At 49.2% G+C, this 24931-nt stretch carries 25 protein-coding genes; 20 read left to right on the top strand and 5 right to left on the bottom strand.

The window, feature by feature from the left end; genetic code table 11:
• The first annotated feature begins 286 nt into the window (after nucleotides 1-286).
• Both rluC and LAT77_RS00290 read left to right on the top strand, forming a co-directional pair.
• Complete coding sequence (gene rluC, locus LAT77_RS00295) at nucleotides 287-1276, top strand: 23S rRNA pseudouridine(955/2504/2580) synthase RluC (RefSeq protein ID WP_290562539.1); 990 nt, start codon at nucleotides 287-289, stop codon at nucleotides 1274-1276.
• Between the two features lie 67 nt (nucleotides 1277-1343).
• Nucleotides 1344-2024, top strand: coding sequence for an HAD-IA family hydrolase (locus tag LAT77_RS00290; protein ID WP_290562538.1), 681 nt, complete (start codon nucleotides 1344-1346; stop codon nucleotides 2022-2024).
• Here LAT77_RS00290 and LAT77_RS00285 read toward each other — a convergent pair.
• Entirely contained in the window at nucleotides 1995-2585 is a 591-nt protein-coding gene (locus tag LAT77_RS00285; RefSeq protein WP_290562537.1) for a nucleoside triphosphate pyrophosphatase, read from the bottom strand. The two genes, LAT77_RS00290 and LAT77_RS00285, sit on opposite strands and share 30 nt — an antisense overlap.
• Nucleotides 2586-2812: 227 nt before the next feature.
• Here LAT77_RS00285 and yceD point away from each other — a divergent pair, with 227 nt between their 5' ends.
• From yceD to LAT77_RS00225, 12 genes are all read left to right on the top strand, one after another.
• Nucleotides 2813-3331 (top strand): 23S rRNA accumulation protein YceD, encoded by a 519-nt coding sequence (yceD, locus tag LAT77_RS00280; RefSeq protein ID WP_290562536.1) that lies wholly within the window; start codon nucleotides 2813-2815, stop codon nucleotides 3329-3331.
• Between the two features lie 21 nt (nucleotides 3332-3352).
• Nucleotides 3353-3520: a 50S ribosomal protein L32 gene (gene rpmF / locus LAT77_RS00275; RefSeq protein WP_126790799.1), complete on the top strand. Its 168-nt coding sequence runs from the start codon at nucleotides 3353-3355 to the stop codon at nucleotides 3518-3520.
• A gap of 5 nt (nucleotides 3521-3525) precedes the next feature.
• On the top strand, nucleotides 3526-4563 hold the full coding sequence (gene plsX / locus LAT77_RS00270) for a phosphate acyltransferase PlsX (protein ID WP_290562535.1): 1038 nt from the start codon (nucleotides 3526-3528) through the stop codon (nucleotides 4561-4563).
• 45 nt (nucleotides 4564-4608) lie between these two features.
• A complete protein-coding gene (locus LAT77_RS00265) occupies nucleotides 4609-5601 on the top strand; it encodes a beta-ketoacyl-ACP synthase III (protein ID WP_290562534.1) in 993 nt (330 codons plus the stop codon).
• A 35-nt stretch (nucleotides 5602-5636) separates the two neighbouring features.
• A complete protein-coding gene (gene fabD, locus LAT77_RS00260; RefSeq protein WP_290562533.1) occupies nucleotides 5637-6563 on the top strand; it encodes an ACP S-malonyltransferase in 927 nt (308 codons plus the stop codon).
• 52 nt (nucleotides 6564-6615) lie between these two features.
• Nucleotides 6616-7365, top strand: a complete 750-nt coding sequence (gene fabG / locus LAT77_RS00255; RefSeq protein ID WP_290562532.1) for a 3-oxoacyl-ACP reductase FabG — start codon at nucleotides 6616-6618, stop codon at nucleotides 7363-7365.
• Between the two features lie 132 nt (nucleotides 7366-7497).
• Nucleotides 7498-7734, top strand: a complete 237-nt coding sequence (gene acpP / locus LAT77_RS00250) for an acyl carrier protein (protein WP_126790791.1) — start codon at nucleotides 7498-7500, stop codon at nucleotides 7732-7734.
• Nucleotides 7735-7898: 164 nt separating this feature from the next.
• The gene (gene pabC / locus LAT77_RS00245; protein WP_290562531.1) at nucleotides 7899-8732 is read left to right on the top strand and encodes an aminodeoxychorismate lyase; all 834 of its coding nucleotides are present in this window, start codon (nucleotides 7899-7901) and stop codon (nucleotides 8730-8732) included.
• Entirely contained in the window at nucleotides 8729-9742 is a 1014-nt protein-coding gene (mltG, locus tag LAT77_RS00240; protein ID WP_290562530.1) for an endolytic transglycosylase MltG, read from the top strand. Before pabC ends, mltG begins: the two co-directional genes overlap by 4 nt.
• On the top strand, nucleotides 9739-10365 hold the full coding sequence (tmk, locus tag LAT77_RS00235; RefSeq protein ID WP_290562529.1) for a dTMP kinase: 627 nt from the start codon (nucleotides 9739-9741) through the stop codon (nucleotides 10363-10365). The genes mltG and tmk overlap by 4 nt, the downstream gene beginning before the upstream one ends.
• Complete coding sequence (locus tag LAT77_RS00230) at nucleotides 10355-11323, top strand: DNA polymerase III subunit delta' (RefSeq protein WP_290562528.1); 969 nt, start codon at nucleotides 10355-10357, stop codon at nucleotides 11321-11323. The genes tmk and LAT77_RS00230 overlap by 11 nt, the downstream gene beginning before the upstream one ends.
• A gap of 39 nt (nucleotides 11324-11362) precedes the next feature.
• Nucleotides 11363-12148, top strand: a complete 786-nt coding sequence (locus LAT77_RS00225; protein ID WP_290562527.1) for a TatD family hydrolase — start codon at nucleotides 11363-11365, stop codon at nucleotides 12146-12148.
• A 317-nt stretch (nucleotides 12149-12465) separates the two neighbouring features.
• Here the strand turns inward: LAT77_RS00225 and ansA are convergent, their stop codons facing one another.
• Nucleotides 12466-13485, bottom strand: a complete 1020-nt coding sequence (gene ansA, locus LAT77_RS00220) for an asparaginase (RefSeq protein ID WP_290562526.1) — start codon at nucleotides 13483-13485, stop codon at nucleotides 12466-12468.
• On the bottom strand, nucleotides 13485-15341 hold the full coding sequence (gene sppA / locus LAT77_RS00215) for a signal peptide peptidase SppA (protein WP_290562525.1): 1857 nt from the start codon (nucleotides 15339-15341) through the stop codon (nucleotides 13485-13487). Before sppA ends, ansA begins: the two co-directional genes overlap by 1 nt.
• Nucleotides 15342-15503: 162 nt before the next feature.
• Here sppA and LAT77_RS00210 point away from each other — a divergent pair, with 162 nt between their 5' ends.
• The 6 genes from LAT77_RS00210 to argH all read left to right on the top strand — a co-directional run bounded on the left by LAT77_RS00210 (nucleotide 15504) and on the right by argH (nucleotide 22026).
• Nucleotides 15504-16049: a nitroreductase family protein gene (locus LAT77_RS00210; protein WP_290562524.1), complete on the top strand. Its 546-nt coding sequence runs from the start codon at nucleotides 15504-15506 to the stop codon at nucleotides 16047-16049.
• A 103-nt stretch (nucleotides 16050-16152) separates the two neighbouring features.
• Entirely contained in the window at nucleotides 16153-17220 is a 1068-nt protein-coding gene (gene argC, locus LAT77_RS00205) for an N-acetyl-gamma-glutamyl-phosphate reductase (protein WP_290562523.1), read from the top strand.
• Nucleotides 17220-18011: an acetylglutamate kinase gene (gene argB / locus LAT77_RS00200; protein WP_290562522.1), complete on the top strand. Its 792-nt coding sequence runs from the start codon at nucleotides 17220-17222 to the stop codon at nucleotides 18009-18011. Before argC ends, argB begins: the two co-directional genes overlap by 1 nt.
• A gap of 42 nt (nucleotides 18012-18053) precedes the next feature.
• The gene (gene argF / locus LAT77_RS00195) at nucleotides 18054-18968 is read left to right on the top strand and encodes an ornithine carbamoyltransferase (protein WP_290562826.1); all 915 of its coding nucleotides are present in this window, start codon (nucleotides 18054-18056) and stop codon (nucleotides 18966-18968) included.
• Nucleotides 18965-20188 carry an argininosuccinate synthase gene (locus tag LAT77_RS00190; RefSeq protein ID WP_290562521.1) on the top strand — a complete coding sequence of 408 codons (1224 nt, stop codon included), beginning with the start codon at nucleotides 18965-18967 and terminating at the stop codon, nucleotides 20186-20188. Before argF ends, LAT77_RS00190 begins: the two co-directional genes overlap by 4 nt.
• The gene (gene argH, locus LAT77_RS00185) at nucleotides 20185-22026 is read left to right on the top strand and encodes an argininosuccinate lyase (RefSeq protein WP_290562520.1); all 1842 of its coding nucleotides are present in this window, start codon (nucleotides 20185-20187) and stop codon (nucleotides 22024-22026) included. The genes LAT77_RS00190 and argH overlap by 4 nt, the downstream gene beginning before the upstream one ends.
• A gap of 64 nt (nucleotides 22027-22090) precedes the next feature.
• On the opposite strand, the gene asnS is transcribed toward argH, so the two are convergent.
• Together asnS and bioA are read right to left on the bottom strand one after the other, a co-directional pair.
• On the bottom strand, nucleotides 22091-23491 hold the full coding sequence (gene asnS, locus LAT77_RS00180; protein ID WP_290562519.1) for an asparagine--tRNA ligase: 1401 nt from the start codon (nucleotides 23489-23491) through the stop codon (nucleotides 22091-22093).
• Between the two features lie 134 nt (nucleotides 23492-23625).
• The gene (gene bioA / locus LAT77_RS00175; RefSeq protein WP_290562518.1) at nucleotides 23626-24921 is read right to left on the bottom strand and encodes an adenosylmethionine--8-amino-7-oxononanoate transaminase; all 1296 of its coding nucleotides are present in this window, start codon (nucleotides 24919-24921) and stop codon (nucleotides 23626-23628) included.
• Nucleotides 24922-24931 lie beyond the last annotated feature (10 nt).

The following is a 24931-nucleotide window of genomic DNA, read 5'->3' as shown; positions in this document are numbered from 1 at the left end:
TTCGCTGCGTATCAGTGTTGTGCTTTTCGAGAACATTCATCGAGAAAAACATTATCGTGATTCCTAAGAATCCGACACACTATTGTCGCATTTACCTTGCAGTCTGACAAGCAACAAATATGCCGATTCATGAGTTTCGCTGAGATAAAGTGTTGAATTCAGGCAAAACGCGATCATAAAGTCCTGTGTACTGCGAGTAAGAGCGATGACCACTGTGTTAACTCATGTTATTATTTAGCGCTGAATGAACCTGTTTTGTGACTTCACAAGGAATATTGCGCCTGCTATGACACATCCCAATCAATCGACGACTGCGACCGATGCAACCAATCCGGGTGTACGATGGTATACCGTCGATGCTGATGAAGCCGGTCAACGGCTTGATAACTTTCTCTTGGCGCAATTGAAAGGCGTGCCGAAAAGCATGATCTATCGGATTGTCCGCAAGGGGGAAGTGCGGATCAATAAAAAACGTTGTAAACCGGATCAGCGTTTAGCTGCAGGTGATGAGATTCGCATTCCACCGGTGCGTGTTGCTGCCAAACAGAGTCTCCCTAATCCAAAGCTAGAGAAGGTTGCTGAATTAGAGGGTTGCATTCTCTACGAGGACGACATCATGCTGGTCGTCAACAAACCTTCAGGTACCGCAGTGCATGGCGGTTCAGGGCTGAGCTTTGGATTAATTGAAGGGCTGCGTGCGTTGCGTCCACAGGCTAAGTTTTTGGAACTTGTCCACCGCCTCGACCGTGATACCTCCGGCGTTTTACTGGTCGCGAAGAAACGCTCAGCTTTGCGCGCTTTGCACGAGCAGTTGCGGGATAAACAAATGGAAAAGATTTATCTCGCTCTGGTCTACGGCAGTTGGCCCGGCAAAATCAAGTCGGTTGATGCCCCCCTACAAAAGAACACCCTGCAGTCAGGGGAACGGGTGGTGAGGGTTGCCGATACTGGTAAACCGTCATTGACGAAGTTTCGCGTACGTGAGCGCTTTCCACAAAGTGAGATCAACGCAACCTTAGTCGAAGCGTCACCGATTACCGGACGGACTCACCAAATCCGCGTTCACGCTCAATGCGTTGGCCACCCCATTGCTGGTGATACCAAATATGGGATTCGAGGGTTTGATGAGCAATTGCAAGTGCTCGGGCTAAATCGCTTATTTCTACACGCACAGTCATTGACGATTCAACATCCAAAAACAGGTGAGCCGTTGCGTTTTGAAGCACCGCTGGATCCTAACCTGCAGGCAGTGATCAACAAGCTTCGCAATAGTTAGCACATATAATCAATAACATACGCGCTATGTTATTAACTAAATATCACTCTGTAGTGAGTAATTCGCAATGAGCGAGAGATTAATACAACCCGCATTAGTTGTTTTTGATTGGGACGGCACCTTGATGGACTCGGTGCCGCGCATTGTTTCCTGCATGCAAAAAATGGCAGCTGCGGCCGGATTGTCAGTACCGTCAGAAAGTGCAGTTAAGGACATTATTGGCTTAAGCCTTTGGGTCGCTTTAGAACGCCTTTTTGATTGCTATGATGCGCAGGAACAACAGCAGTTGATTGCCATTTATCGAGAATTCTATGTGCATACCGACCAAACGCCATCGCCGCTTTTTCCGGGTGTCGAAGAGGTGTTAGTCGATTTACAACGGCAAAACATACTGATGGGCGTGGCCACGGGAAAGGCCCGAGTCGGGCTAGAACGGGCTTGGCAAGAAACGAATACGGCCAAGTTTTTTCAAGTATCGCGCTGTGCCGATGAAGCAAAAAGTAAGCCGGCGCCACAGATGCTTGAAGAAATCCTTCAGCACACGGGCGTGAACGCCGCATCTGCGATCATGATTGGCGATTCCTGCTTTGACTTACAAATGGCCAATCATGCAGGTATGCCAGCTGCAGGTGTCACGTGGGGCGTTCATGATGAAGTGCGATTGCGCGTCGAAAAGCCGCGTTTTATTCTCAATGATATTCGTGAATTACCAGAACGCTTAAGGCAGCTGAACACCGTTCAGGCGTAACAGCTCCGCCAGTTGAATAAGAGGCAGGCCAATCAAGCTGTTTGGGTCATCACCGCGCATTCGTTTAAATAAAGTAATGCCAAAGCCTTCACTTTTAAAGCTGCCGGCACAGTTAAATGGTTTCTCTTGGTCAACATAGCGGCATATTTCTGCTTCTGTTAATTCACGAAACTCAACAGTGAATGGGTCCACGATGCAATGGCTTTCCTGCGTGGCACTGTTATATAAGCAAAGCCCAGTATAAAACACCACTTCTTGACCGCTGCTGCGCTTAAGTTGGTCTATCGCTCGTGCTCGCGTATGCGGCTTACCGAGAATGCGACCTTGGCATACAGCGACTTGGTCAGAGCCGATAATTAAATGTTCTGGAAACTCTGCTTTTAATGCCGTTGCTTTTTCAAAGGCCAAGCGACGCACTAAGTCGAACGCTGGCTCTTCGGCTAGACGCAGTTCATCAACGTCTGGCGTTGCGGTAATAAAAGGTATGCCGAACTTCTCGAGTAAGGCTTGGCGATACACAGAGCTACTTGCCAGTACAAGAGGAAGAGGGGACGATGCCATGGTTGCCTCCGGTTACATCTAGGTTTAAGTGCCCACGAACAACGAAATTTAATCCTTATTGGCTTTTATCATACACGTACTTTTATACGTAAGTATGATAGAATGGCACATTAAAGGGTGGAAAATGTATCAGGACTAGCAAAAACATCTGTTTTTTCGCGAAAACAGGGGCTTGTCTTGTAATTTTCTTTGACTATCAGTAATTCAACTATTATTATTCGCGCGCTATGCAAAAGGTTCGTATACCGCTTTCGGTTGATCCGGTACGAAACTCAGGTAAAAAGTTGTCATTTGACGGGGTTATTCCCGGACAAAACTTACCACGTTTCAATGAAGTGCTGGCATCACCCTGTACCGATGTAGAGGTCACGCTAACATTCGATACAGATGAGCAAAAGATTCACTATTTTCGTGGTCAGGCGAAAGCATCCGTCGAACTAGTGTGCCAACGTTGTGGCGATGCCATGCCATGGCAACTAGAGACAGAGTTTCAATATGCCCCGGTGACAAAGCGGCGTTCCGCTGAGGATATGCCGGAGCATTACGAAGCAGTCGAATTGAATGAACTAGGCGAGGTACTGCTCCATCCTCTAGTTGAAGACGAACTGCTATTGGCATTGCCGATTGTGGCAAAGCATGTCGAGCAGGACTGTAAGATTAAGAGTGATGCAATGAAATGGGGTGAGCTACCTGCGGAAGCAGAAAAGCAAAATCCGTTCGCTGTATTGCAAAAGCTTAAGAAATAAACGATTCAGGAGACGAGTCAAATGGCTGTACAAAAAAACCGCAAAACCCGTTCTAAGCGCGGTATGCGTCGTTCACATGATGCGTTGAGTGGTGCTGCATTGTCTGTTGATCAGACAAGTGGTGAAACTCACCTTCGTCATCACGTAACCGCTGACGGTTACTACAAAGGTAAGAAAGTCATCGCTTAAGGCGTATGACAAACTTTACTCTTGTAATCGATGCGATGGGTGGTGACCGTGGTCCCTCCATTGTAATTGCAGCGCTCGCCCGAGCGCTGCAGTCGTTTCCGGATGTCAATTTTATTGTCACTGGCGACGAACCGCGACTGAAAGCGCTCTTTGCTCGTGAGTGTAAGGTCGATAAATCCCTCGATAGTAGTCGCGTCCAATTTCATCATACAACGCAAATTGTCCACATGGACGATAAGCCCGGCCAATGTTTGCGAAAAAAAACCGACTCGTCCATGCGTGTCGCCATCGACTATATTGCTGAAGGTCGTGCTGATGCCTGTGTCAGTGCCGGGAATACTGGTGCACTCATGGCGATGGCCTACCTGCACATCAAAACCTTACCTGGAGTGCTACGACCTGCATTAGTCGCCCCTATACCAACCGCTGGTGGTTCTCAAGGATACCTCCTTGACCTTGGCGCAAATCCGGTGTGTGATGCCGAGACTTTATTTCAATTTGGGGTGATGGGTTCGGTACTCGCGCATGAAATGAGCGGTGTTGAAAAGCCAAAAATCGCGCTGTTGAACATGGGCACAGAAGAGATTAAAGGCCCAGACGTAGTCAAGCAAGCGGGCCTATTGCTCGCCCAGTCCGCCTCTCTGAATTACCGTGGTTTTATCGAAGGTTCTGATTTATTTACCGGCAAGGCTGATGTTGTGGTCTGTGATGGTTTTACCGGTAATATCGCTTTAAAAAGCTGTGAGGGCATGGCCAAATTGGTTTATGAGCACTTTCAGGCGAGTATGAAAGACCATTGGTTGAGCAAAGCGCTGGCTTGGTTGCTGGTAAAACGACAACGAAAATCTTGGCAATGGCTGAACCCCGACCAGTATAACGGCGCAAGTTTGATAGGATTGCGCGGAGTTGTCGTGAAGAGCCATGGAAACGCAAGTGCAAATGCATTTTTCAGTGCCATTACTCACGCCATCAAAGAAGCTCAAATTAAACTTCCCGAGCGTATTCAAGCCCAGGTCGAAACAGTATTGAGTGAACAACAATAAGCTCCCGCTCGCGATAGTCGGGAGAACCGGCACATGAGGGGATTTATGTCTGTTCGGCAAACAGCCACAGTACAAACATGCTACGCTCGTTTATCAGGAACGGGGCATTTTCTTCCCGCTACGACGTTAACGAATGCTGAATTAGAACAACGTGTTGATACCACCGACAGCTGGATTCGCGAACGTACAGGCATTCAAACTCGCCATATCGCAAGTACGGATGAGTCGGTGGTTACCATGGGAACAGAAGCAGCCAAGCGCGCGCTCGATGCAGCAGGACTCGGAGCTGCTGACCTCGACTTAATTGTAATGGCGACGACATCGGCAGATCGCGCATTTCCCAGTGCCGCTTGTGAAGTACAGCATGCGTTGGGTGTGACCGATATTCCAGCATTCGACGTTGCCGCAGCTTGCTCTGGTTTTATCTTTGCGCTTTCCGTAGCCGAAAAATATATTATTAGTGGTGCTGCCAAACACGTGTTAGTTATTGGCAGCGATACGTTGTCGCGCTTGTGCCGTCCAGACGATCGCAATACTATCGTGTTATTCGGTGATGGTGCCGGCGCTGCTGTGTTGTCCGCGGCCGACAGCCCAGGTATTTTGTCGACGCATATTTATAGTGCAGGGGAGTTTGCTTCGTTATTGGGTGCGGATCATCCGAATCGCGACGATGAAGCGTTGCAGCAAGAAGCGTGGCTGTACATGCGCGGACGCGAAGTGTTCAAAGTTGCGGTGGAAAAGTTGGCGAGTCTGGTTGAAGATACATTGAGTTTTCACGACATGACGGCGCAGGAATTAGACTGGCTGATCCCTCACCAAGCCAATTTTCGGATCATTCAGGCAACCGCAAAAAAGCTCGGGCTACCCCTTGAGCAAGTGGTGATGACGTTAGCAGAAACCGGCAACACATCAGCTGCGTCAGTGCCGATTGCACTCGATTGGGCGATTCGAGATGGACGTATCCAACGCGGTCAGACACTATTATTAGAAGCATTTGGTGGCGGATTCGCATGGGGCTCAGCCCTGATTCGCTATTAGCCACCCTGATATTGATCAATAGAGAGAGATGACTCATGAGTCAACATGTAGCATTCGTTTTCCCAGGACAAGGCTCACAAGCGGTCGGCATGTTGGCCGACCTAGCAGAACAATTCCCACAAGTCGCGGCGACATTCGCTGAAGCCTCAGAGGTATTGGGCTACGACCTCTGGGATGTTGTCCAATACGACCCTGACGGTCGTTTGAATTCAACCGAAGTGACTCAGCCAGCATTATTGGCAGCGAGCGTCGCTATTTGGCGTTGTCTTGCCGACGGTCCAGCGCCGGCAATTCTAGCTGGACACTCGCTTGGCGAATATTCAGCACTGGTTTGTGCCGGTGCGATTGATTTTGCCGACGCTATTCGTCTCGTTGAACTTCGTGGCAAAGCAATGCAAGAAGCTGTTCCGGCTGGCTTAGGCTCGATGGCCGCAGTCATTGGCCTTGACGATGACAAAATTGCTGCGGCTTGCAAGCAAGCAGCACAGGACGATATTGTTGCGCCGGTTAATTATAATTCACCTGGACAGGTCGTGATTGCCGGTGAGAAAAATGCAGTAGACCGCGCTGCGGTGCTGCTGAAAGAAGCCGGTGCAAAGCGTGTGTTGCCACTGCCAGTGAGTGTACCGTCCCATTGTGCTTTGATGTTACCCGCTGCGGAAGTGCTTGCTGAAGCGTTGGAACATATCGAAATTCAGATGCCACAAATTCCAGTGTTACACAATGTAAACGTAGCCGAAGCGACATCACCGGAGACGTTACGTGAGGCGCTGGTCGCTCAGCTTTATTCGCCGGTTCGCTGGACCGAAACTGTGCTTGAAATGAAATCACGGGGCGTGACCCACATCTACGAGATCGGGCCCGGTAAGGTCTTAACAGGTCTCGCGAAACGAATTGACGGTGATCTTGTCGGTATAGCTGTGAACGATGCCGAGACAGTGCAAAGTATCCGCCAAGTTTAAATGTGATCATGATCGATCACGACAAATAACAGCAAGAACGAAGGAAAAATACATGACACAAGCTTATGCAGGTCAAGTCGCTTTAGTTACCGGCGCAACGCGTGGTATTGGCAGAGCGATCGCCGAGGTTCTCGCCAGTGGTGGGGCTACTGTGATAGGTACAGCCACAAGTGACAGCGGTGCGCAGACCATTTCTGAGTATTTAAACGCACAGGGTAATACCGGCCGTGGACTGGTATTGAATGTCACGACTGACGGCGCGATTGATGAATTGGTGAGTCAGGTACAGGCTGAATTCGGCAAAATTGATATTCTCGTGAATAATGCCGGAATTACCCGTGACAACTTATTGATGCGAATGAAAGACGATGAGTGGCAAAGTGTCCTCGACACTAACCTGACTGCCGTGTATAAGATGTGTAAGGCAGTCATGCGCGGTATGATGAAGAATCGCTACGGACGCATTATTAATATCGGATCGGTCGTCGGTACAACAGGTAACCCGGGTCAAGCAAACTATTGTGCAGCAAAAGCAGGGCTGATTGGTTTCACCAAGGCATTAGCGAAAGAAATCGCGTCACGGGGTGTCACAGTCAATGCAGTCGCTCCAGGGTTTATTGATACGGATATGACCAAAGCATTAACCGACGACCAACGCGCTCGAATTTTTGAAACCATTCCAGCTGCGCGTTTGGGTAAACCGGAAGAAATTGCCGCAGCTGTTGGCTTTTTGGCTTCAGAACAGGCAGGATATATCACCGGTGAAACAATTCACGTCAACGGTGGCATGAGCATGGTGTAAACGTTTTTGCCGAAATTAGCAGCAATACGAGGTAAGACCTCATATAAATCTGCAATTTTTGCTTTAATCGTGTCGGCTGATTGACTACACTACACGCAAATTAATAAAGATACCTTGAATTGAGGGTTAGACATGAGCACTATCGAAGAACGCGTAAAGAAAATTATCATTGAACAACTAGGTGTTAAAGAAGAAGAAGTAAAGCCAGAAGCTTCTTTTGAAAATGACCTTGGTGCTGACTCGTTGGATACCGTTGAGTTAGTTATGGCGCTGGAAGAAGAGTTTGAAACTGAGATTCCAGACGAAGAAGCGGAAAAAATCCGTACTGTTCAAGCAGCGATTGATTATATCAACAAGCACTCTGCTTAATCGCTTAAAAACAGGTTAGTCTTTTCGAAAGGCGGAATGAAAATTCCGCCTTTTTCTATATGTGCGGATGACTAACGTATCGTTGGCAGGATGAGAGACCGGTTTTCGTGCTGGAAATTTTCAGGCACAATGGTTGGACAATCAGTAAGCCATGATGGAATAACGTGACCAAGCAAAACCTTCCAATTCAAAGTGTCGACGGGAACATTACTGACACATTGGCGTTAACTGACCGCAGTTGGCAGTTTGCCGATGGTTGCTTTACGACGATTGCGATGAGCCAAGGTCAATTGCAGCTATGGCCACTGCACTGGTCTCGTTTGCAGCAGTGCGCGCAGCGTTTAGGCTTGGGCCAGATTTCAGAGTCCGAAATAATTGCCGATTGGGAAGAGCTACGTCAGTCGTTGGCGCCCGAGTATTTAACCAAAGCAGTGGTTAAAATCGTGCTGACTCGAGGTGACGGCGGCAGGGGATATACGCCACCGGCATCTACGATAGTTCGTCGTATCCTGACCGTTTCTGAGTTCCCGTCACACTATGAGGCTTGGCAAGAAGAGGGCATCGCGATGGGCCGGGCCCAACTTAAGCTCGGCCGCCAACCTGCCTTAGCCGGTTTGAAAACCCTGAATCGCCTTGAGCAAGTTCTGTTGAAACAAGAGCTTGCACAAGACGAAACACTCGATGATCTTGTCGTTTTCGATAGCGATGATTATATTGTCGAAGCGACGGCCGCAAACTTGTTTTGGCGGCAGGGCGACAAGTGGTATACGCCTGCGCTTGATCAAGCAGGAGTCGCTGGTGTTGCCCGCGAACAATTATTGAAGGTAAACCCGCAGGTTAAGATTGGTCACTATCGTTGGCAATCGCTGCAACAAGCGGATGAACTATTGATCTGTAACGCCTTGATGGGGCTTGTGCCTGTGCGCCAATTGGACGGCAAACCATTGGCACAATGTCGACACTATCCGCAACAACTGCAAAGCGTATTACAACCATGATCAAATTAGTCCTTCGTATCGGTCTTATTTTAGCGCTGCTTTGTGCCGTAACTCTGGGTAGTGCCTATGGTGGTTTGTACTATTGGTTTCATCATGGCGGGCAGCTGAGCAACCTCGAACAACCGACGCTTTTTGAAGTGCCGCGTGGCAGTCATGCACGGCGATTGGCAGTTGTGCTGCATGAGCAAGGCTTTCTCGAGCAGCCACAGCTGTTCGCATGGTCGTTACGACTGTTTCATCGAGGTGAAACCATTCAAGCAGGGGTCTATGAGTTACGTCCGAATGAGCACTTAGTTGATCTCTGGGGACGTTTTCATCGCGGTGAACAACATCTATTTTCGATCACTTTTGTCGAAGGAACTGAATTTCGTCAATGGCAACAGCAACTGGCTGTCCATCCGTATGTACGCAGTGGCCTTGCCGCCGAGGAACCTGCAGAGCTAATGGCGCAACTCGGTAGTGAGTTTACTCATCCAGAAGGATTACTCTTTCCAGATACCTACCGATTTTATGCAGGTACGAGCGATCTACAGCTTTATCGCCAAGCGTATCAACGCATGCAGCGTGTTGTTACTGAACTCTGGTCGCAACGCGATCGCTCGGTGCCATTGACCGACTGGTATCAGGCACTGATTCTGGCATCGATCGTGGAGAAAGAAACGGGCGCTGAACATGAACGCGACTTAGTCGCTTCCGTTTTCGTTAACCGTTTGCACACAGGAATGCGCTTGCAATCGGATCCGACCATCATTTACGGTTTGGGTGAGCGTTATCGTGGCGTTATCTATCGGTCTGACATTCGAGAGCATACACCGTATAATACGTATCGAATTGATGGCCTTCCGCCAACGCCAATCGCTATGCCAGGGCGAGCCGCGATTGCTGCCACATTAATGCCAGCATCGTCTGAATACTTTTATTTTGTTAGCCGTAACGATGGCACACACGTGTTTTCGCGCACACTGGAAGAGCATAATCGAGCGGTAAACCGCTATCAGAGGAATCGATGAAAGGTCAGTTTATTGTCATAGAAGGGCTCGAAGGTGCAGGGAAAAGCACCGCGGTGCAAACAGTCAGCGACTGGATTGCCGCACAACAACAGTCCTATATTCAGGTACGAGAACCCGGTGGCACACCATTCGCCGAAGCCTTGCGGGATCTTGTTAAACGCGACTGGGACGAAAGGGTTACAGCAGAGGCAGAACTGTTGTTAATGTATGCGGCGCGGGTTCAACTGGTCGAAAATGTGATTAAACCAGCATTAGCGACTGGCCAGTGGGTCGTCGGTGACCGCCATGACTTGTCGTCGCGCGCTTATCAAGGCGGCGGCCGCGAGTTAGGCGATGAAATGCTACAAACCCTGCGGGGAATTACACTCAAAGACTTTCAGCCAGATTTAACGCTTTATCTTGATATTGATCCAGTACTCGGCCTTCAACGTGCACAAACACGAGGCTCGCTGGATAGGATTGAGAAGCAAGCGATCGCATTTTTTCAACGCACACGCGCCCGTTATTTAGACATTGCCCGTCAAGATCCGAATATAGTGATCATCAATGCAGGAAATGAACTAAGCGACGTTCAACAACAAATTCAGCGTGCCTTAGCAATCCGGTGGCCGCATGACGACTGAACAATTTCCGCAGGGCAGTTTTCCTTGGCTGCGACGGCTCTGGTTGCAACTGCTGACGAGTTTCAAACAACAGCGCCTTGCCCATGGCCTCGGTTTTAGTGATGCTGCGGAATTAGGCAGTGAAGTTCTACGCTTACGCTTAGAACAGTTTTTACTTTGTGAGCAAAACCAAATACGCAACCAAGCGTGCGGTGAATGTAAGAGCTGTAAGCTTTACCTTGCGGGTACTCATCCGGATCTGATTGTTTTGCAGCCTGAGGGACAAAAGCAAATTGGCGTCGATGCGGTCCGACAGGCAGTTCAACAAGTTCAGAAGACGGCAGGGCAAGGTGGCAACAAAGTCATTAGCATTTTGTCTGCAGACCAGATGTCGTTGCAAGCAGCCAATGCGTTGTTAAAAACGTTAGAAGAGCCACCGCAAGCAACTTATTTCTGTTTGTATGCGAAACAATACAGTCAACTATTGCCGACGATTCGTAGCCGCATCGCTAGCTACCCTTTACCTCGGCCCAGCGTAGATGAGTTAAACGATTGGCTGACACCTTTGAGCCAAATCCCGTTATCTCCCGACCAACTTGAGCGCGCGCAGCGCCAGCCCCTCTCTGTTTTAGCGGAGTTGCAAACAGGGCAAATTGCCGAAGACAAAGAATTAAAGGGGCTTCTGCGTGGTCAGCTGCCAACGAGTTCTGACCCTATCGAGCTCCAGTCGTGGCTTGAACGCGTGCTCGCGAGTCTCCAACAAGTTTGTCGTGATGCGGCGGAGAATAAGGTACATCCTCTTTTTGCGGCCGTCGCACCGGCGAATATCAGCGCTCAACGTTGCTATGAGATTGCCAATGCGAGCTATCGTCGCGCCTTGGAAATACGCCAACAAGCGCGTCAGTCGGGCATTAACTTACCGTTATTGTTGCAAGCCTGGAACAGTGAGCTCATGTTGCAGATTTATCGTAAGGTCTAATCGCGGGCACTGTATACAGCAAGTAAGGTAAAATCGAATATGTTTGTAGATTCACATTGTCATCTTGATAAACTGAAAGTTACCGCTGAACTTGGTGTTGAGCAGGTCATCCAAGATGCCCAAGCCGCCGGCGTCGAGCATTTGCTCTGTATTGGTGTTGCCCTCGATGATTTCGAGCAGATGCAAGGTATTGTCGGCCGCCACGAACGGGTTAGCTATTCCTGTGGCATTCATCCTTTATATGTCGCCAAACATGGCTTTAACGCTCCTTTGCTCGCAACCATGTGCGCACGCGACGATGTCGTTGCGGTCGGTGAAACCGGGCTTGATTATTACTATGACAAGGAGCACATTGCTGAACAACAAGCGAGTTTTGCGAAGCACATTGAGATTGCCAATCAGGTCGACAAACCGCTGATTATTCATACCCGTGACGCGCGCGAAGACACAATTGCGATGTTACGTGAAGGTCAAGCAGATCGTTGCCGTGGCGTTATGCACTGCTTTACAGAGTCATTGGAAATGGCGGAGCAGGCACTTGATTTGGGTTTCTATATCTCGATATCCGGCATTGTTACTTTCCGCTCCGCGACCGAATTGCGTGAGGTCGTTGAACGTGTGCCTATCGAACGTTTGTTAATCGAAACTGATGCACCTTGGCTTGCACCCGTTCCTCATCGTGGCGAAGAAAACCATCCACAATATGTGAAGCACGTGGCGGAAACGGTCGCCCGCTTAAAAGGATTAGATGTAGAAGAAGTCGCGGCGAAAACACGAGAAAATTTCTACAATTTATTTCGTATTGAACGCACCGCTTTAGTTTAATTCGAAATAAAGAAAAGCTCGAAACTAAGGGGGGCGTTTCGAGCTTAGGGGAAGTGTCTAGCAAAGGGTGTTCGCTAAACATTGCGCAAAGCATCTGTTCGTTGCTGGCCGCAAGAGAAATTGTTCCTGTTCGTCATCGTCAGGGACAACAAAAATCGAGCTTGCCGAACACAGACGATTTAACCAAACTGCGAACAGTGTGCCCAAAAAACAATCAAGGGTTAATTTAAGAATAGACAATTTGCCAAGGTTGTCCAGTTTTACCTCATAAAATTAGAGATTCCGACTATTCAAGCTCCTAAATCTTTGATTGTTAGTTAGTTATTACTAAGTTCGCCACGAATATTTTTAGCCAGTTGCGCTTTAACTTCGGCCAAATTTGCCTGTGTGCTCAAGAGATAATGTAATTTCGTAAGCGCAGCTTCAATCGTCATATCGTGACCGCTAATGACACCAATGTCGGCGAGGCCATTGCCCGTCGCATAGCCTTGCATGTTGACAGTGCCTTTGAAGCATTGAGTGCAATTTAAGACGATGATGTTGGCCTCAATTGCTCGTTTTAATGCTTTAATTAGCGCACCAGACTGCGGTGCGTTACCAACCCCATAACTCTGTAAAATAATCGCTTTCACCGGGTGCTGTACGAGATTATCAATCAGTTCCGCACGCATTCCTGGATACAAGGTTACGACACCAATTTCTTGGGCCGTAATTGGCGATAAGACTAAGGGTTGGTTGCGGATGGGTTCAACATCGCCGGCGATTAATTCAATCTCGATACCCGCAGCAAGTAGCGGCGGAAAATTCGGCGATGCGAAGGCATCGAAGCCATCAGCATCGGCTTTGGTGGCTCGATTACCACGGAACAGTCGATTATTAAAGAATAATGTCACCTCATGAATGGGGTAATGTGCTGCCAAAAACAATGCATTCAGCAGATTTGTTTGACCGTCAGAACGCAATGCAGCAAGCGGGATTTGCGAGCCTGTCACGATGACAGGCTTGCCAAGGTTCTCAAACATAAAGGATAGCGCTGACGCTGTGTAAGCCATGGTATCCGTACCATGGAGTACAACAAAACCGTCGTAATCATCGTAATGCCGATGAATGTCTTCAGCGATTCGCTGCCAATCTGCCGGCGTCATGTCCGACGAGTCCATCAGAGGCGAGTATTCGCATAACGTAAACTCTGGCATTTCCGGTCGATAAAACTCCGGCATACCTTGCATACTTTCAGCAAGGAAGCCCGGCGCCGGCACATATCCATGTGCCGAACGCATCATGCCAATGGTTCCGCCTGTATAGGCGATATAAATTCTCTTTTTTCGTTCTGCCACTAATAGACCTTACACTCTAAACAACGTGCATAAATATAATTAGGGTCGTTAAACTCGTTTAACGCCTCAACCTCGCGGCGTAATTCTAACACTTTTTGCTCGAGCAACGTCGGCGATTTCGTTTTAAACAGGTTTGGCGCAAACTTCACGCTGGTGTCGAAAATCTGAGCCAACAAGGCTTCCATCCCCGTGAGCTCGACCGTCGGGAAGGTGACCTGGTAATCCTCAAGCTCGGCGCGCGCAGCGACGGCGATGACCGCATCCTCTAATTCACCTAAGGCGTCGACAAGACCTAATTCAAGAGCACGACTACCTGTCCAGACACGACCTTGCGCGACCTCATGGACTTCCGCCACGGTCATATTGCGAGCCTCAGCAACTAGACTTAAGAATTCGTCATAAATCCGGTCAACGCCACGTTGAATCGCTTCCTGCGCGGCATCATTGAGATCGCGTTCGATGCTTATGTAGGGGAACTCAGTGGAGGATACGCCATCGGTATACACACCCACTTGCGCTAATGTTTCCTGCAACGACAAGAACATGCCAAAGACACCAATTGAACCCGTGATTGTTGCAGGCGTTGCATAAATCTCATCGGCACCAGCAGCAATCCAATAGCCACCTGAGGCAGCGACAGAACTCATAGAAGCGACCACAGGTTTCCCGGCTTCGCGTAACTGGAGGACTTCCTGACGAATTTGCTCTGACGCAAATGCACTGCCGCCTGGGCTATCAATCCGTAAGACAACGGCTTTTACATTGTCATCAAGGCGTGCGCGGCGAAGTTCCGCCGAGAGGCTTTCTCCGCCAACCGTGCCACGTGGCTGGCGACCATCTAAAATAGTACCGGCAGCAAATACGACACGAACTTCTGGGCGAGTGTCCGGCTTCTTGATAACGTTCTCGCGATCGATCACGCGCATATAATCACGCCAAGTAATATGCCGATAGCTGTTACCATTGCCATTATCATTCGCGCCACCGATTTCGATCAGCGCGTTGCGGATTGCTTCTGCATGCGCTAATTCATCCACTAAACCAGCATCCAATGCCATTTGTGCCTGGCTATTGTCAGCTGCTGCAAACAAACGCAGGTAGTCGTCCATTTGGCCACTTAGCAATTCAGGAGCGATGTCACGATGACGGGTGATGCCAGCAAGGTAAAGTTGCCATTGACCGTCAATCCACTCTTGATTGGCTTCCTTTGCTTCTTCTGACATATCCATACGGCTGTAGGGTTCAACTGCAGATTTAAAATCACCGACGCGGAAGATGTACGGTTTTACATGGAGCTTGTCAAACAAGCCTTTGAAGTAAGTTTGATAGGCGTGAAAACCTTCCACACTGACAGCACCTTGCGGATTTAGATATATCGTATCGGCCTGACTTGCAAGAAAGTACTGCGACTGACCAAAGGAATTGCCGTGGGCAATAATGGGTTTACCGGCCGCGCGAACGAGTTCAAGTTGTTCCGCCACTTTTTCCATCTTGCTAATACCACCGCCCCAGAAATAGCGCAGGTCGAGGACAACACCGGCCACGCGGTCGTCGTTGGCGGCGTGTTCAATTACCGCAAGAAAATCATGCAGACTGGTTTCTGGAATTGGTGAATTGCCGAGTGCTTCGGCTAAAAAGCGATCACTCGGTGACAAATAGGACGCTTCTTCAACGAGGATGCCAAATGGATTGAGCACCAACAAGCCACCATCGGGAACTGTTGGTTCTTTGTCACCACTGAAGAGGGCGACACCAATGATGATGACCAGAACAAAGAAAATAAAGTTAAGAATAATACGGCGCACCGTATTGATGAAGTTCCAAATAGGGCGAAGTATGCGGGCTAGAAATTTCATTTTTATGGGTCCACGCTGTTGTTGTTTGGTGATAGTTTAACCATTTAAACGCTTTATGCGAAGCGGTCTTTTGTAACAATTCTATTCCAATGCTAATGTATCGATGCTGTGATAGCCGACGTTGCTAACAGCAACTCTATTTTGTTAGTTGTGGAACTGATTATGAAAGCAGTAGAACTTCTGTTAAACCGTTCGTCTATGCCGCGTCTGGTCGCACCTGGACCCACTCAAGATCAGCTTGCCTTGCTTGAGGCGGCTGCTTTACGTGTGCCCGATCATATGAATCTAACGCCGTATGAATGTCATGTATTTCAGCACGAAGCATTACACACACTCAGTGAGATTTTCGTTGCCGTGGCGAATCTGGAAGGATTAAGTGAAGCCGAGCAGACGAGGGCAGCGCAATTACCGTTGCGATCGCCGTGCTTAATTGTTGTCACAACACGTTATTGTGATGAGCCGAAAGTACCAAGACAGGAACAATATGCCAGTGCGGCTTGTGCAACCATGGCGATGCAGCAAATGGCGTTTGCGCAAGGACTTGGTGCAATTTGGCGAACTGGAGTTTATGCTGAATCTGATCACATGAAACAAGCACTCGGAATTTCAATCGACAACGATATTGTTGGCTTTCTTTATGTCGGCACACCTGCGGTACCGACTCCGATTAAACCGAAGAAAGATAAAAGCATCTTCATTCAACGCTAATAATGAATAAATAATCATTTTATACGCATAACTATATTGACTAATTCGACTCGCTTACGATATTCTAAGCGGGTCGTTAGTTATCGTAGTTGAATGATTATTCATGTATAAAGCAGAGTCCTCGCAGCAATTCAATACTAAACCGGAGTCTCCATTACGCGTCGCTGTATTTGGCGCCAGTGGCTATAGCGGTTCCGAATTGTTGGCATTATTACAACATCATGAACACTTTACGGTGGTCAAAGCTTACGCCTCTGAACGTGCACAAACGGTTGCTTGGGCAGCGCTTGCACCACAACTCGCTGGGCGTTCAAACCTGCTCATCGAGCCTTTTCTCGGCGACTTTACCGCATTGAACGACATCGATGTTGCCTTTTTAGCGCTCCCACATGAAGCCAGTGCAGAACTTGCCAAAGTGCTGATTGGACAAAATATAAAGGTATTCGATCTATCCGGCGCTTTTCGCTTCAAAGACGCGGCACAGTTTGCGGCAACCTATGGTTTTACGCATCCGGCACCAGAACTTCTACCATTGGCGAATTATATGCTCGCCGAGTTTCCGCAAGAACTCAGTCAGCTACCGCTCTTTAGCATTCCCGGATGCTACCCAACAGCAGCGAGTTTAGCCTTATTACCCGTCTGTGAGAGCGGTCTGCTTGCACCAGCATCTGTGCCCGTGATCACTGCGATCAGTGGCGTATCAGGTGCTGGTCGAGCGGCCAACTTACGCACGTCATTTTGCGAAGTGAGTGTGCAACCTTATGGTGTGTTTCAACATCGCCACCGGCCGGAAATTGCCAATAACTTAGAGCGAGATGTGGTTTTTACCCCCCTAATTGGTCCATACCCACGTGGAATTGTTGCAACGTGCGTGGCGCAGTTACGCCCGCAGGTCAACGCCGAGCAAGTTCATGCGGTTTATCAAAAAGCTTATGCGCAACAGCCTTTCGTTCGTCTTGTCGCGCAACCTCCGGCTGTACAGCATGTGGCACACACACCGTTTTGCGATATTTTTGTCGCCGTTGAGGAGCAACAACTGATTGTCATCGCGGCCTTAGACAATCTATTGAAAGGTGCGGCAAGTCAGGCGGTGCAGGCGGCAAACCGGGTATGTGGCTTAGCTGTCAATGCCGGCTTTGAACGCCACCTTGGCTTGAGTGGAGGTGCCTGATGTTATCGTCCTCTAAAGCCGTTAAGGTGATTAAAGTTGGCGGTGCGATTCTTGAAAATCAAACCGCATTGGCGAACTTTTTAGCGGCCGTAAAAGCCAGTGGAGAATTGGTTGTGATCGTTCATGGCGGTGGCAATGCTGTCGATCAGCAGTTACACCAAGCCGGACTCAGCAGCACTAAGATTGATGGTCAGCGCGTCACTTCAGCCGAGCAAATCGATCTTATTGTTGGTGCCCTTGCCGGTACTACCAATAAAGCCTTGGTTGCCGCGGCGCAGAAAGCAGGTATTTCTGCTGTTGGTTTGAGCCTCGCTGACGGTCCATTGTGTGGGTTAGAGCCGGTACCGAGCCTCGGTTTAGTAGGTGAACCGAAAACAGAAGCCACTGAGAACACGACCGGTGAGGCGTTAATCCATTGTCTTTTAACCCAAGGCTTTTGCCCGGTCATCAGCTCGATTGGCATCGATGATCAGTTTCAACTGCGTAACGTTAATGCAGATTATGCAGCAGCGGCTATTGCCATGTTGTTGCAAGCTGAACTGTTCTTATTCAGTGACGTACCCGCAATTCTTGATCTTCAGCAGAATCCGATCAACGAACTATCACTCGTTGAAGCACGCGTCCTGTTGACTGAACCCTTCATAAAAGGTGGTATGCAGGTGAAACTGAAAGCTGCCATTCTTGCGGCCGAGCGTTCACGACGAAGCACCGCGATTGCTGGGTGGGCTGATGCTCAGACTGTAATCGCTTTGTTGCGGGGTGAGCGTTTAGGCACCCATATACGCGTTTAAACTCATTCTAAATCTATCGTTCGAACCCATTCGAAGAGAACTATTATGCATTTATTGTCTTTATTTGATCTGACGGCCGAGCAGATCCGCCACGCATTGACCTTAGCAGGCTATATGAAAGCGCATCCCGCAAGTTTTCAATATAGTTTGAAGAGCAAGTCAATCGCCATGTTGTTTGAAAAACCGAGCTTGCGCACACGGGTGAGTTTTGAGGTGGGAATTAATCAACTCGGTGCACAACCCTTGTATCTTGATGCGCAAATGGTGCAGCCGGGGCAACGTGAATCAGTGGAAGATATTGCCCGCAATTTAGCCTGCTGGACACACGGTATTGTTGCGCGTGTATTCAAGCACGAAACGCTGCATGCGTTAACCGCCGCAAATATTCCAGTCATTAACGCACTATGTGACCAACACCACCCGTGCCAAAGTTTAGCGGACTTGTTAACTATTCAGGAGCGTTACCCGATAGACATGAAAGTCGTCGATATTCTCTACGTTGGCGAAGGAAATAACGTCTGCCAAAGCTTCATGGTCGGCGCGGCCGCACTGGATTTGAAACTCACGGTCATCTGCCCGCAAGGGTTTGGCCCGCAAGCTGAGTTTTTAAGCGAACTTAATCAGCGCTATCCAGCACATAAAATTCAGCTGGGTACTGATCTGAATGCCGTTCCACACGCTGATGTTATTTACACCGATACCTGGCTATCGATGGGCGATAGTCGCGACTATGCGGAGACAAAGCGCATTTTTAGTGCCTATCAAGTGAATCAACAATTAGTCGAACGATTACAAGCAACAACCGTGATGCATTGTCTACCGGCTCATCGCAATGACGAGATTACCGATGAAGTTATGGACGGTCCTATCAGTGCCGTGTTGCAGCAAGCAGAAAATCGGTTATATGTACAAAAAGCAGTTATTCATCATCTATTCGAGGAGTCTAGCCACTCATGAGCAAATTAAATACTAGCGTTAAAAAAGTTGTTTTGGCCTATTCAGGTGGGCTCGACACCTCGGCAATTATTCCTTGGTTGAAAGAGAATTACGATTGCGAAGTCGTCGCCTTTGTCGCTGACGTCGGACAAGGTGACGAAGAACTCGTAGGCATTGAAGAAAAAGCCTTAAAGTCAGGTGCGTCGGCGTGTTATGTCGTCGATTTAAAAGATAAGTTCGTCAATGAATTGATCTCTCCGGCGATGCAGGCTGGTGCGATTTATGAAGAACAATACCTTCTCGGCACTGCCTTGGCGCGTCCAGTCATTGCTGAAGCACAAGTGCAAGTCGCGCTTGAGGTTGGCGCCGATGCTGTGTGTCACGGCTGTACCGGCAAGGGCAACGACCAAGTCCGTTTTGAAAGCACGTTTGCTGCCTTAGCGCCGCACCTGACAATTATTGCACCGTGGCGGGAATGGCACATGCGCTCGCGCCAAGAACTATTGGATTACCTTGCAGAACGCGATATTAAAACATCGGCGTCGGCGACAAAAATCTATAGCCGTGATGCGAATTTATGGCACATCTCCCATGAAGGCGGCGAGCTAGAAGATCCATGGCAACAACCGAGTGAGCAAGTGTGGACGTTAAGTAATTCACCGCAACAGGCGCCGGATAAAGAAGAAGTTGTTGAACTTAAATTTAACTCTGGAGAACTTGTCGCGATTAATGGCACTGGCGTCTCACAAACGGAAGCGCTGATCGTGCTCAATACCATCGGTGCTGAGCATGGTGTCGGCCGAATCGACATTGTTGAAAACCGTCTTGTTGGCATGAAATCACGTGGCTGCTATGAAACACCCGGTGGTGCAATTTGGTATCAGGCATTGCGTGGCCTTGAAGAATTAGTCCATGACCGTCCCTGTCAACGCTTACGTCATCAGCTCGGTCAGCAACTTGCAGATTTACTTTATGATGGCCAGTGGTTCACACCCGTGCGCGAAGCCTTGCTTGCATCTGTCGCCGTGCTCGCGAGTAAATTGACCGGTACGGTGCGCGTTGGACTGTATAAAGGCAATATTACCGTCTTGGGGCGTCAATCACCTTATAGCCTATATTCAGAAGCATTTGCGACCTTTGAACAAGATGAAGTCTACCAACAAAAAGATGCGGCAGGTTTCATCCGGCTGTTTAGCTTAGCTAGCCGGATCCGTGCATTGAAACAAGGGGGTTTAGCATGAGTATGTGGGGCGGCCGCTTCGAGCAGGGCAGTGCTGCTGAGTTTCGTGACTTTAACGATTCACTAAAATTTGACTATGTGCTTGCACCTTATGACATTCAAGCCAGTCAGGCGTGGGTGAATGCGTTAGCAGGTGAGGGGTTGTTGTCGTCGGAAGAACAGCAGCATTTACTGCATGGCCTTGATGAACTGGCGAAGGACGTGGCGCTGAATCCAAAATTGCCGCTTCAATCTAACGCAGAAGATATTCATAGCTGGGTAGAGGCGGAGCTGCAGGAGCGAATTGGACGCGTGGCGAGAAAGTTACATACCGGACGATCGCGCAACGATCTTGTGGCGACAGATTTACGCTTATGGGCGATCGCCAAAGCAAAATTAATCGGTGAACAGATCCTTGCAGCGATCAATACCTTGATCGAGTTTGCTGAGCGCTATGAAAATGCGGTGATGCCAGGGTACACCCATTTACAGCGGGCTCAGCCGGTATTGATTGCCCATTGGGCGTTAGCCTATGTTGAAATGCTTGAGCGTGATTTTGATCGCCTATCGCAAGCAAGCGATCGCGCCATGATCGCGCCGTTGGGTTGTGGCGCGTTAGCGGGATCCGGAATTGCGATCGATCGATCAGCGATTGCGAAAGAGCTTGATCTTCGTGAACCCGCAAGAAACAGTTTAGATGCGGTTTCTGATCGTGACTTTGTACTTGAATTGCTGTCGGTTGCGAGTATCGGCATGGTGCATCTATCACGTTTGTCCGAGGATATCGTCTTTTATACGTCGGGCGAAGCCGGATTCTTTTTGTTAGGTGACCAGATCTCCAGTGGCTCCTCGCTCATGCCACAAAAGAAAAACCCCGATGTGTTTGAGCTGATTCGCGGTAAAACTGGGCGTGTAGCGGGTCATTTACAAGCGATGTTAATGACGGTCAAAGGCCTGCCATTGGCGTACAACAAAGACATGCAAGAAGACAAAGAAGGCTTTTTCGATGCACTTGAGCAATGGCAACGCTGCTTAGCGATTGCCGCGTACGCCATTCCCTATTTAAGTGTTGATTTGGCCAAAGCTGAAGCGGCCGCGATGCTTGGTTATAGTAACGCTACCGATCTTGCCGATTACATGGTGAGTAAAGGGATTCCGTTTCGTGATGCGCATGATTTGAGTGGTCAACTCGTGTTACGGGCGATCAGTCAGCAATGCGCGCTGGAAGCACTGCCACTGGCCACCATGCAGGCGGTTTGTCAGGCGATTGATGAGGATGTTTATCCGGCACTCGCATTGACTGCGGGGATGAATCGTCGCAGTGCGTTAGGCGGCACAGCACCGGTTCGTGTCCAAGGTGCAATACGACGCGCTCGTTTGCGCTATCAAGCGCATGCAGCGGCGCTGACCCATATCCGCCAAGCTCGCTTAACTGATGTTCCAGCGATTGCAGATCTGATTCGCTATTGGGCGGGCAAAGGCGAGCATTTACCGCGCCAAGAACAAGACATTATGCAAGCGATTCATACCTTCGCAGTTGCGGAGATCGATGGCAACGTCGTCGGTTGTGGTGCACTGTACGTGTATGGCACAGGTTTAGCTGAAGTGCGATCCTTAGGATTGCGAGAAGGGTTGCAGGGCAAGGGCCTCGGTGCTGAAATTGTTCAGTTCTTGCTCGACCAAGCGCGTAATCTCGGTATTGCGCGAGTGATTGCGTTAACCCGTTCACCGGCTTTCTTCGCTAAACTTGGCTTTGAAATTGCGGATAAAAGTCGCTGGCCAGAAAAAGTCATGAAAGACTGCGAATTCTGCCCACGGAAACATGCCTGCGACGAGACGGGTTTAGAAATTCGTCTGTAAAATGGTTACCCGATCAAAAAAAATCCCCGGTGCTAAGCCGGGGATTTTTTTTGATAGGTGCCTATTAGAATTCTGCGTTGTTCGGCGAACGCGGGAATGGAATCACGTCACGAATATTCTGAACACCGGTCACATATGCGACCAAACGTTCGAAACCTAAACCAAAACCAGCATGCGGCACGGTGCCGTAGCGGCGTAAATCGCGATACCAGCTATATTCTTCTTTCGGCAATTGCATTTCTTCAAGGCGTCGATCAAGTAAGTCTAAACGTTCTTCCCGAGCGCTACCGCCAATGATTTCACCAATTCCGGGGGCGAGCACGTCCATCGCGGCAACGGTTTTACCATCACTATTCTGACGCATGTAGAAGGCTTTGATGTCACGCGGGTAGTTCTTCAAGATAACCGGTGCACCAACGTGTTCTTCTGCTAAATAACGTTCGTGTTCAGATTGCAAATCAGTACCCCATTCCACGGGATAGTTGAAGGTTTTCCCACAGTTTTTCAAGATTTCTACCGCGTCGGTGTAATCCATGTGGACGAAATCATTGTCGATCACGTGTTGCAGACGATTCATTGCTTCTTTGTCAATGCGCTCAGCAAAGAATGCCATGTCGTCAGCTCGTTCGGCTAAAACGGCTTTGAACACGTATTTGAGCATTTCTTCAGCCAGCTTAGCGACATCTTCCAAATCGGCAAATGCGACTTCCGGTTCAATCATCCAGAATTCCGCTAAATGACGACTGGTATTCGAGTTCTCAGCACGAAACGTAGGGCCGAAGGTATACACGTTGGACAGGGCGCAGGCATAAGTTTCAACGTTTAACTGACCACTCACGGTCAAGAACGCTTCTTTACCAAAGAAGTCTTCTTTAAAGTTGACGCGGCCTTCATCAGTTAAAGGCAAATTCATCAAATCGAGCGTCGACACACGGAATAACTCACCCGCGCCTTCAGCGTCGCTGGTGGTAATAATTGGCGTGCTAATCCAATAGAAGCCGCGTTCATGGAAGAAACGGTGAACTGCTTGCGCTAAACAGTGACGAACCCGGGTTACGGCGCCGGTGATATTGGTCCGCGCACGCAGATGAGCAAACTCGCGCAAATATTCCATACTGTGACGCTTTGGTGCCATCGGATAGGTGTCCGGATCTTCGACCCAGCCGACCACTTCAACGTTGTCAGCTTGCAGTTCAAACGCTTGCCCTTGACCCGCCGACTCGGCAACTTGCCCTGAGATAATCACAGAACAACCCGTCGTCAATTTCACCACTTCCGCACTATAATTCGGTAAATTGTTAGGGACAACTGCTTGGACAGCATCAAAACATGAACCATCATGCACGTTAATAAAGGAAATTCCTGCTTTCGAGTCGCGCCGGGTACGCACCCAGCCGCGGACTGTCACTGTGTCGCCGACCGCATAGTTGCCGCCGAGAACATCTTTAATCACCGCAATTGTCATGTAACAAATTCTCCGAAACGAGCCTGTGAGGCTAAACAGTGCGAAAAAAGCTTCGCAAACGTCGCCTTTATTAAAGATAAAATCAGCCGCTAATCTTACTTGCTTGCGGCAATCAGCGCAACGGCTGCAGACGATTAATCGAGCTCGCATTGATCGACAAATGCGGCCATCGCAGCGGTCAATTGGCTGAGTTCGTTAGGTTCGATGCAGTAGGGCGGCATGATATATAAAAGCTTGCCGAATGGTCGGATCCAAACGCCGCGTTGGACAAATCCGAGTTGTGCTTTGGCAACATCAATCGTGTCTTCCATTTCGACGACGCCAATTGCGCCAAATACACGGGCATTGCGCACGCCAACGCGACCGTTGAGCGGTAAGAGCTCAGCGCGCAGCTGCTGCTCTATGCGACTCACTTGTTGCTGCCACGCGCCGCCGGCCACTAGCTGTAAACTTGCATGGGCGACTGCGCAGGCGAGGGGATTGGCCATAAATGTTGGGCCGTGCATTAAATGACCACCACCGGGGCCTTGTCCTATGGTATTTGCTACATGGCGTGTGGTCAGCGTTGCCGCAAGCGTCATATACCCGCCGGTGAGTGCTTTGCCGACACACAAAATGTCCGGTGCGATGTTGGCGTGGTCACACGCGAACAGCTTGCCGGTGCGACCAAATCCAGTTGCAATCTCATCAGCTATCAAAAGTATATCGTAGCGATCACAAAGCTCGCGGATACCACGCAAATAATTCGGGTGGTAAAAGCGCATGCCACCGGCGCCTTGCACGCAGGGTTCGAGAATAAACGCAGCTATTGTTTGGTGTTGAGTGGATAACAATTGGCGAGCAGCATCAAGTTCACGATCACACCAATCTTGGTCGGGCCGAATTTCGGGGCTAGGAAGAAAATAATGTTCGGCGAGAATGCCACGAAACAATTCGTGCATGCCGTTGATCGGATCACAAACCGACATGGCAGCGAAGGTATCGCCGTGATAGCCCTGACGTATGGTGGCAAGTTTTGTTTTTTTCGGCAAACCACGACTGACCTGAAATTGAATCGCCATTTTAATTGCGACTTCGACCGCAATTGAACCTGAGTCAGCAAGAAATACAGCATCGAGTGGCTCAGGTGTTAACGCAACTAACGCTTTGCCGAGCTCGACTGCTGGCGCATGGGTGAGGCCACCAAACATCACGTGCGCGAGTGTGTCCACTTGCTGATGTAACGCGGCATTCAAATGCGGATGATTGTAGCCATGAATCGTTGACCACCACGAAGCCATGCCATCAATCAGCTGTTCACCTGTTTCGAGGTACAGATAAACGCCAGAAGCGCTCGTTACCGGATAGGTGGGTAGAGGGTTCGTCAATGAGGTGTAAGGATGCCATAAATGACGTTGGTCAAATTCGAGATCAACTGAAGCGGTGTTCATATAATAGCCA

Origin of the sequence: Aliidiomarina sp. (assembly GCF_022565475.1) — a bacterium.
Lineage (GTDB): Bacteria > Pseudomonadota > Gammaproteobacteria > Enterobacterales > Alteromonadaceae > Aliidiomarina.
The sequence above is the reverse complement of the archived record's forward strand: the minus strand, read 5'-3'. Positions and strand labels throughout refer to the sequence as shown.

What these genes read in the sequence shown, in the direction of transcription:
- rluC (WP_290562539.1), top strand. Translation starts at nt 287, where the DNA reads ATGACACATCCCAATCAATCGACGACTGCGACCGATGCAACCAATCCG.
- LAT77_RS00290 (WP_290562538.1), top strand. Translation starts at nt 1,344, where the DNA reads ATGAGCGAGAGATTAATACAACCCGCATTAGTTGTTTTTGATTGGGAC.
- LAT77_RS00285 (WP_290562537.1), bottom strand. Translation starts at nt 2,585, where the DNA reads ATGGCATCGTCCCCTCTTCCTCTTGTACTGGCAAGTAGCTCTGTGTAT.
- yceD (WP_290562536.1), top strand. Translation starts at nt 2,813, where the DNA reads ATGCAAAAGGTTCGTATACCGCTTTCGGTTGATCCGGTACGAAACTCA.
- rpmF (WP_126790799.1), top strand. Translation starts at nt 3,353, where the DNA reads ATGGCTGTACAAAAAAACCGCAAAACCCGTTCTAAGCGCGGTATGCGT.
- plsX (WP_290562535.1), top strand. Translation starts at nt 3,526, where the DNA reads ATGACAAACTTTACTCTTGTAATCGATGCGATGGGTGGTGACCGTGGT.
- LAT77_RS00265 (WP_290562534.1), top strand. Translation starts at nt 4,609, where the DNA reads ATGTCTGTTCGGCAAACAGCCACAGTACAAACATGCTACGCTCGTTTA.
- fabD (WP_290562533.1), top strand. Translation starts at nt 5,637, where the DNA reads ATGAGTCAACATGTAGCATTCGTTTTCCCAGGACAAGGCTCACAAGCG.
- fabG (WP_290562532.1), top strand. Translation starts at nt 6,616, where the DNA reads ATGACACAAGCTTATGCAGGTCAAGTCGCTTTAGTTACCGGCGCAACG.
- acpP (WP_126790791.1), top strand. Translation starts at nt 7,498, where the DNA reads ATGAGCACTATCGAAGAACGCGTAAAGAAAATTATCATTGAACAACTA.
- mltG (WP_290562530.1), top strand. Translation starts at nt 8,729, where the DNA reads ATGATCAAATTAGTCCTTCGTATCGGTCTTATTTTAGCGCTGCTTTGT.
- tmk (WP_290562529.1), top strand. Translation starts at nt 9,739, where the DNA reads ATGAAAGGTCAGTTTATTGTCATAGAAGGGCTCGAAGGTGCAGGGAAA.
- LAT77_RS00230 (WP_290562528.1), top strand. Translation starts at nt 10,355, where the DNA reads ATGACGACTGAACAATTTCCGCAGGGCAGTTTTCCTTGGCTGCGACGG.
- LAT77_RS00225 (WP_290562527.1), top strand. Translation starts at nt 11,363, where the DNA reads ATGTTTGTAGATTCACATTGTCATCTTGATAAACTGAAAGTTACCGCT.
- sppA (WP_290562525.1), bottom strand. Translation starts at nt 15,341, where the DNA reads ATGAAATTTCTAGCCCGCATACTTCGCCCTATTTGGAACTTCATCAAT.
- LAT77_RS00210 (WP_290562524.1), top strand. Translation starts at nt 15,504, where the DNA reads ATGAAAGCAGTAGAACTTCTGTTAAACCGTTCGTCTATGCCGCGTCTG.
- argC (WP_290562523.1), top strand. Translation starts at nt 16,153, where the DNA reads ATGTATAAAGCAGAGTCCTCGCAGCAATTCAATACTAAACCGGAGTCT.
- argB (WP_290562522.1), top strand. Translation starts at nt 17,220, where the DNA reads ATGTTATCGTCCTCTAAAGCCGTTAAGGTGATTAAAGTTGGCGGTGCG.
- LAT77_RS00190 (WP_290562521.1), top strand. Translation starts at nt 18,965, where the DNA reads ATGAGCAAATTAAATACTAGCGTTAAAAAAGTTGTTTTGGCCTATTCA.
- argH (WP_290562520.1), top strand. Translation starts at nt 20,185, where the DNA reads ATGAGTATGTGGGGCGGCCGCTTCGAGCAGGGCAGTGCTGCTGAGTTT.
- asnS (WP_290562519.1), bottom strand. Translation starts at nt 23,491, where the DNA reads ATGACAATTGCGGTGATTAAAGATGTTCTCGGCGGCAACTATGCGGTC.
- bioA (WP_290562518.1), bottom strand. Translation starts at nt 24,921, where the DNA reads ATGAACACCGCTTCAGTTGATCTCGAATTTGACCAACGTCATTTATGG.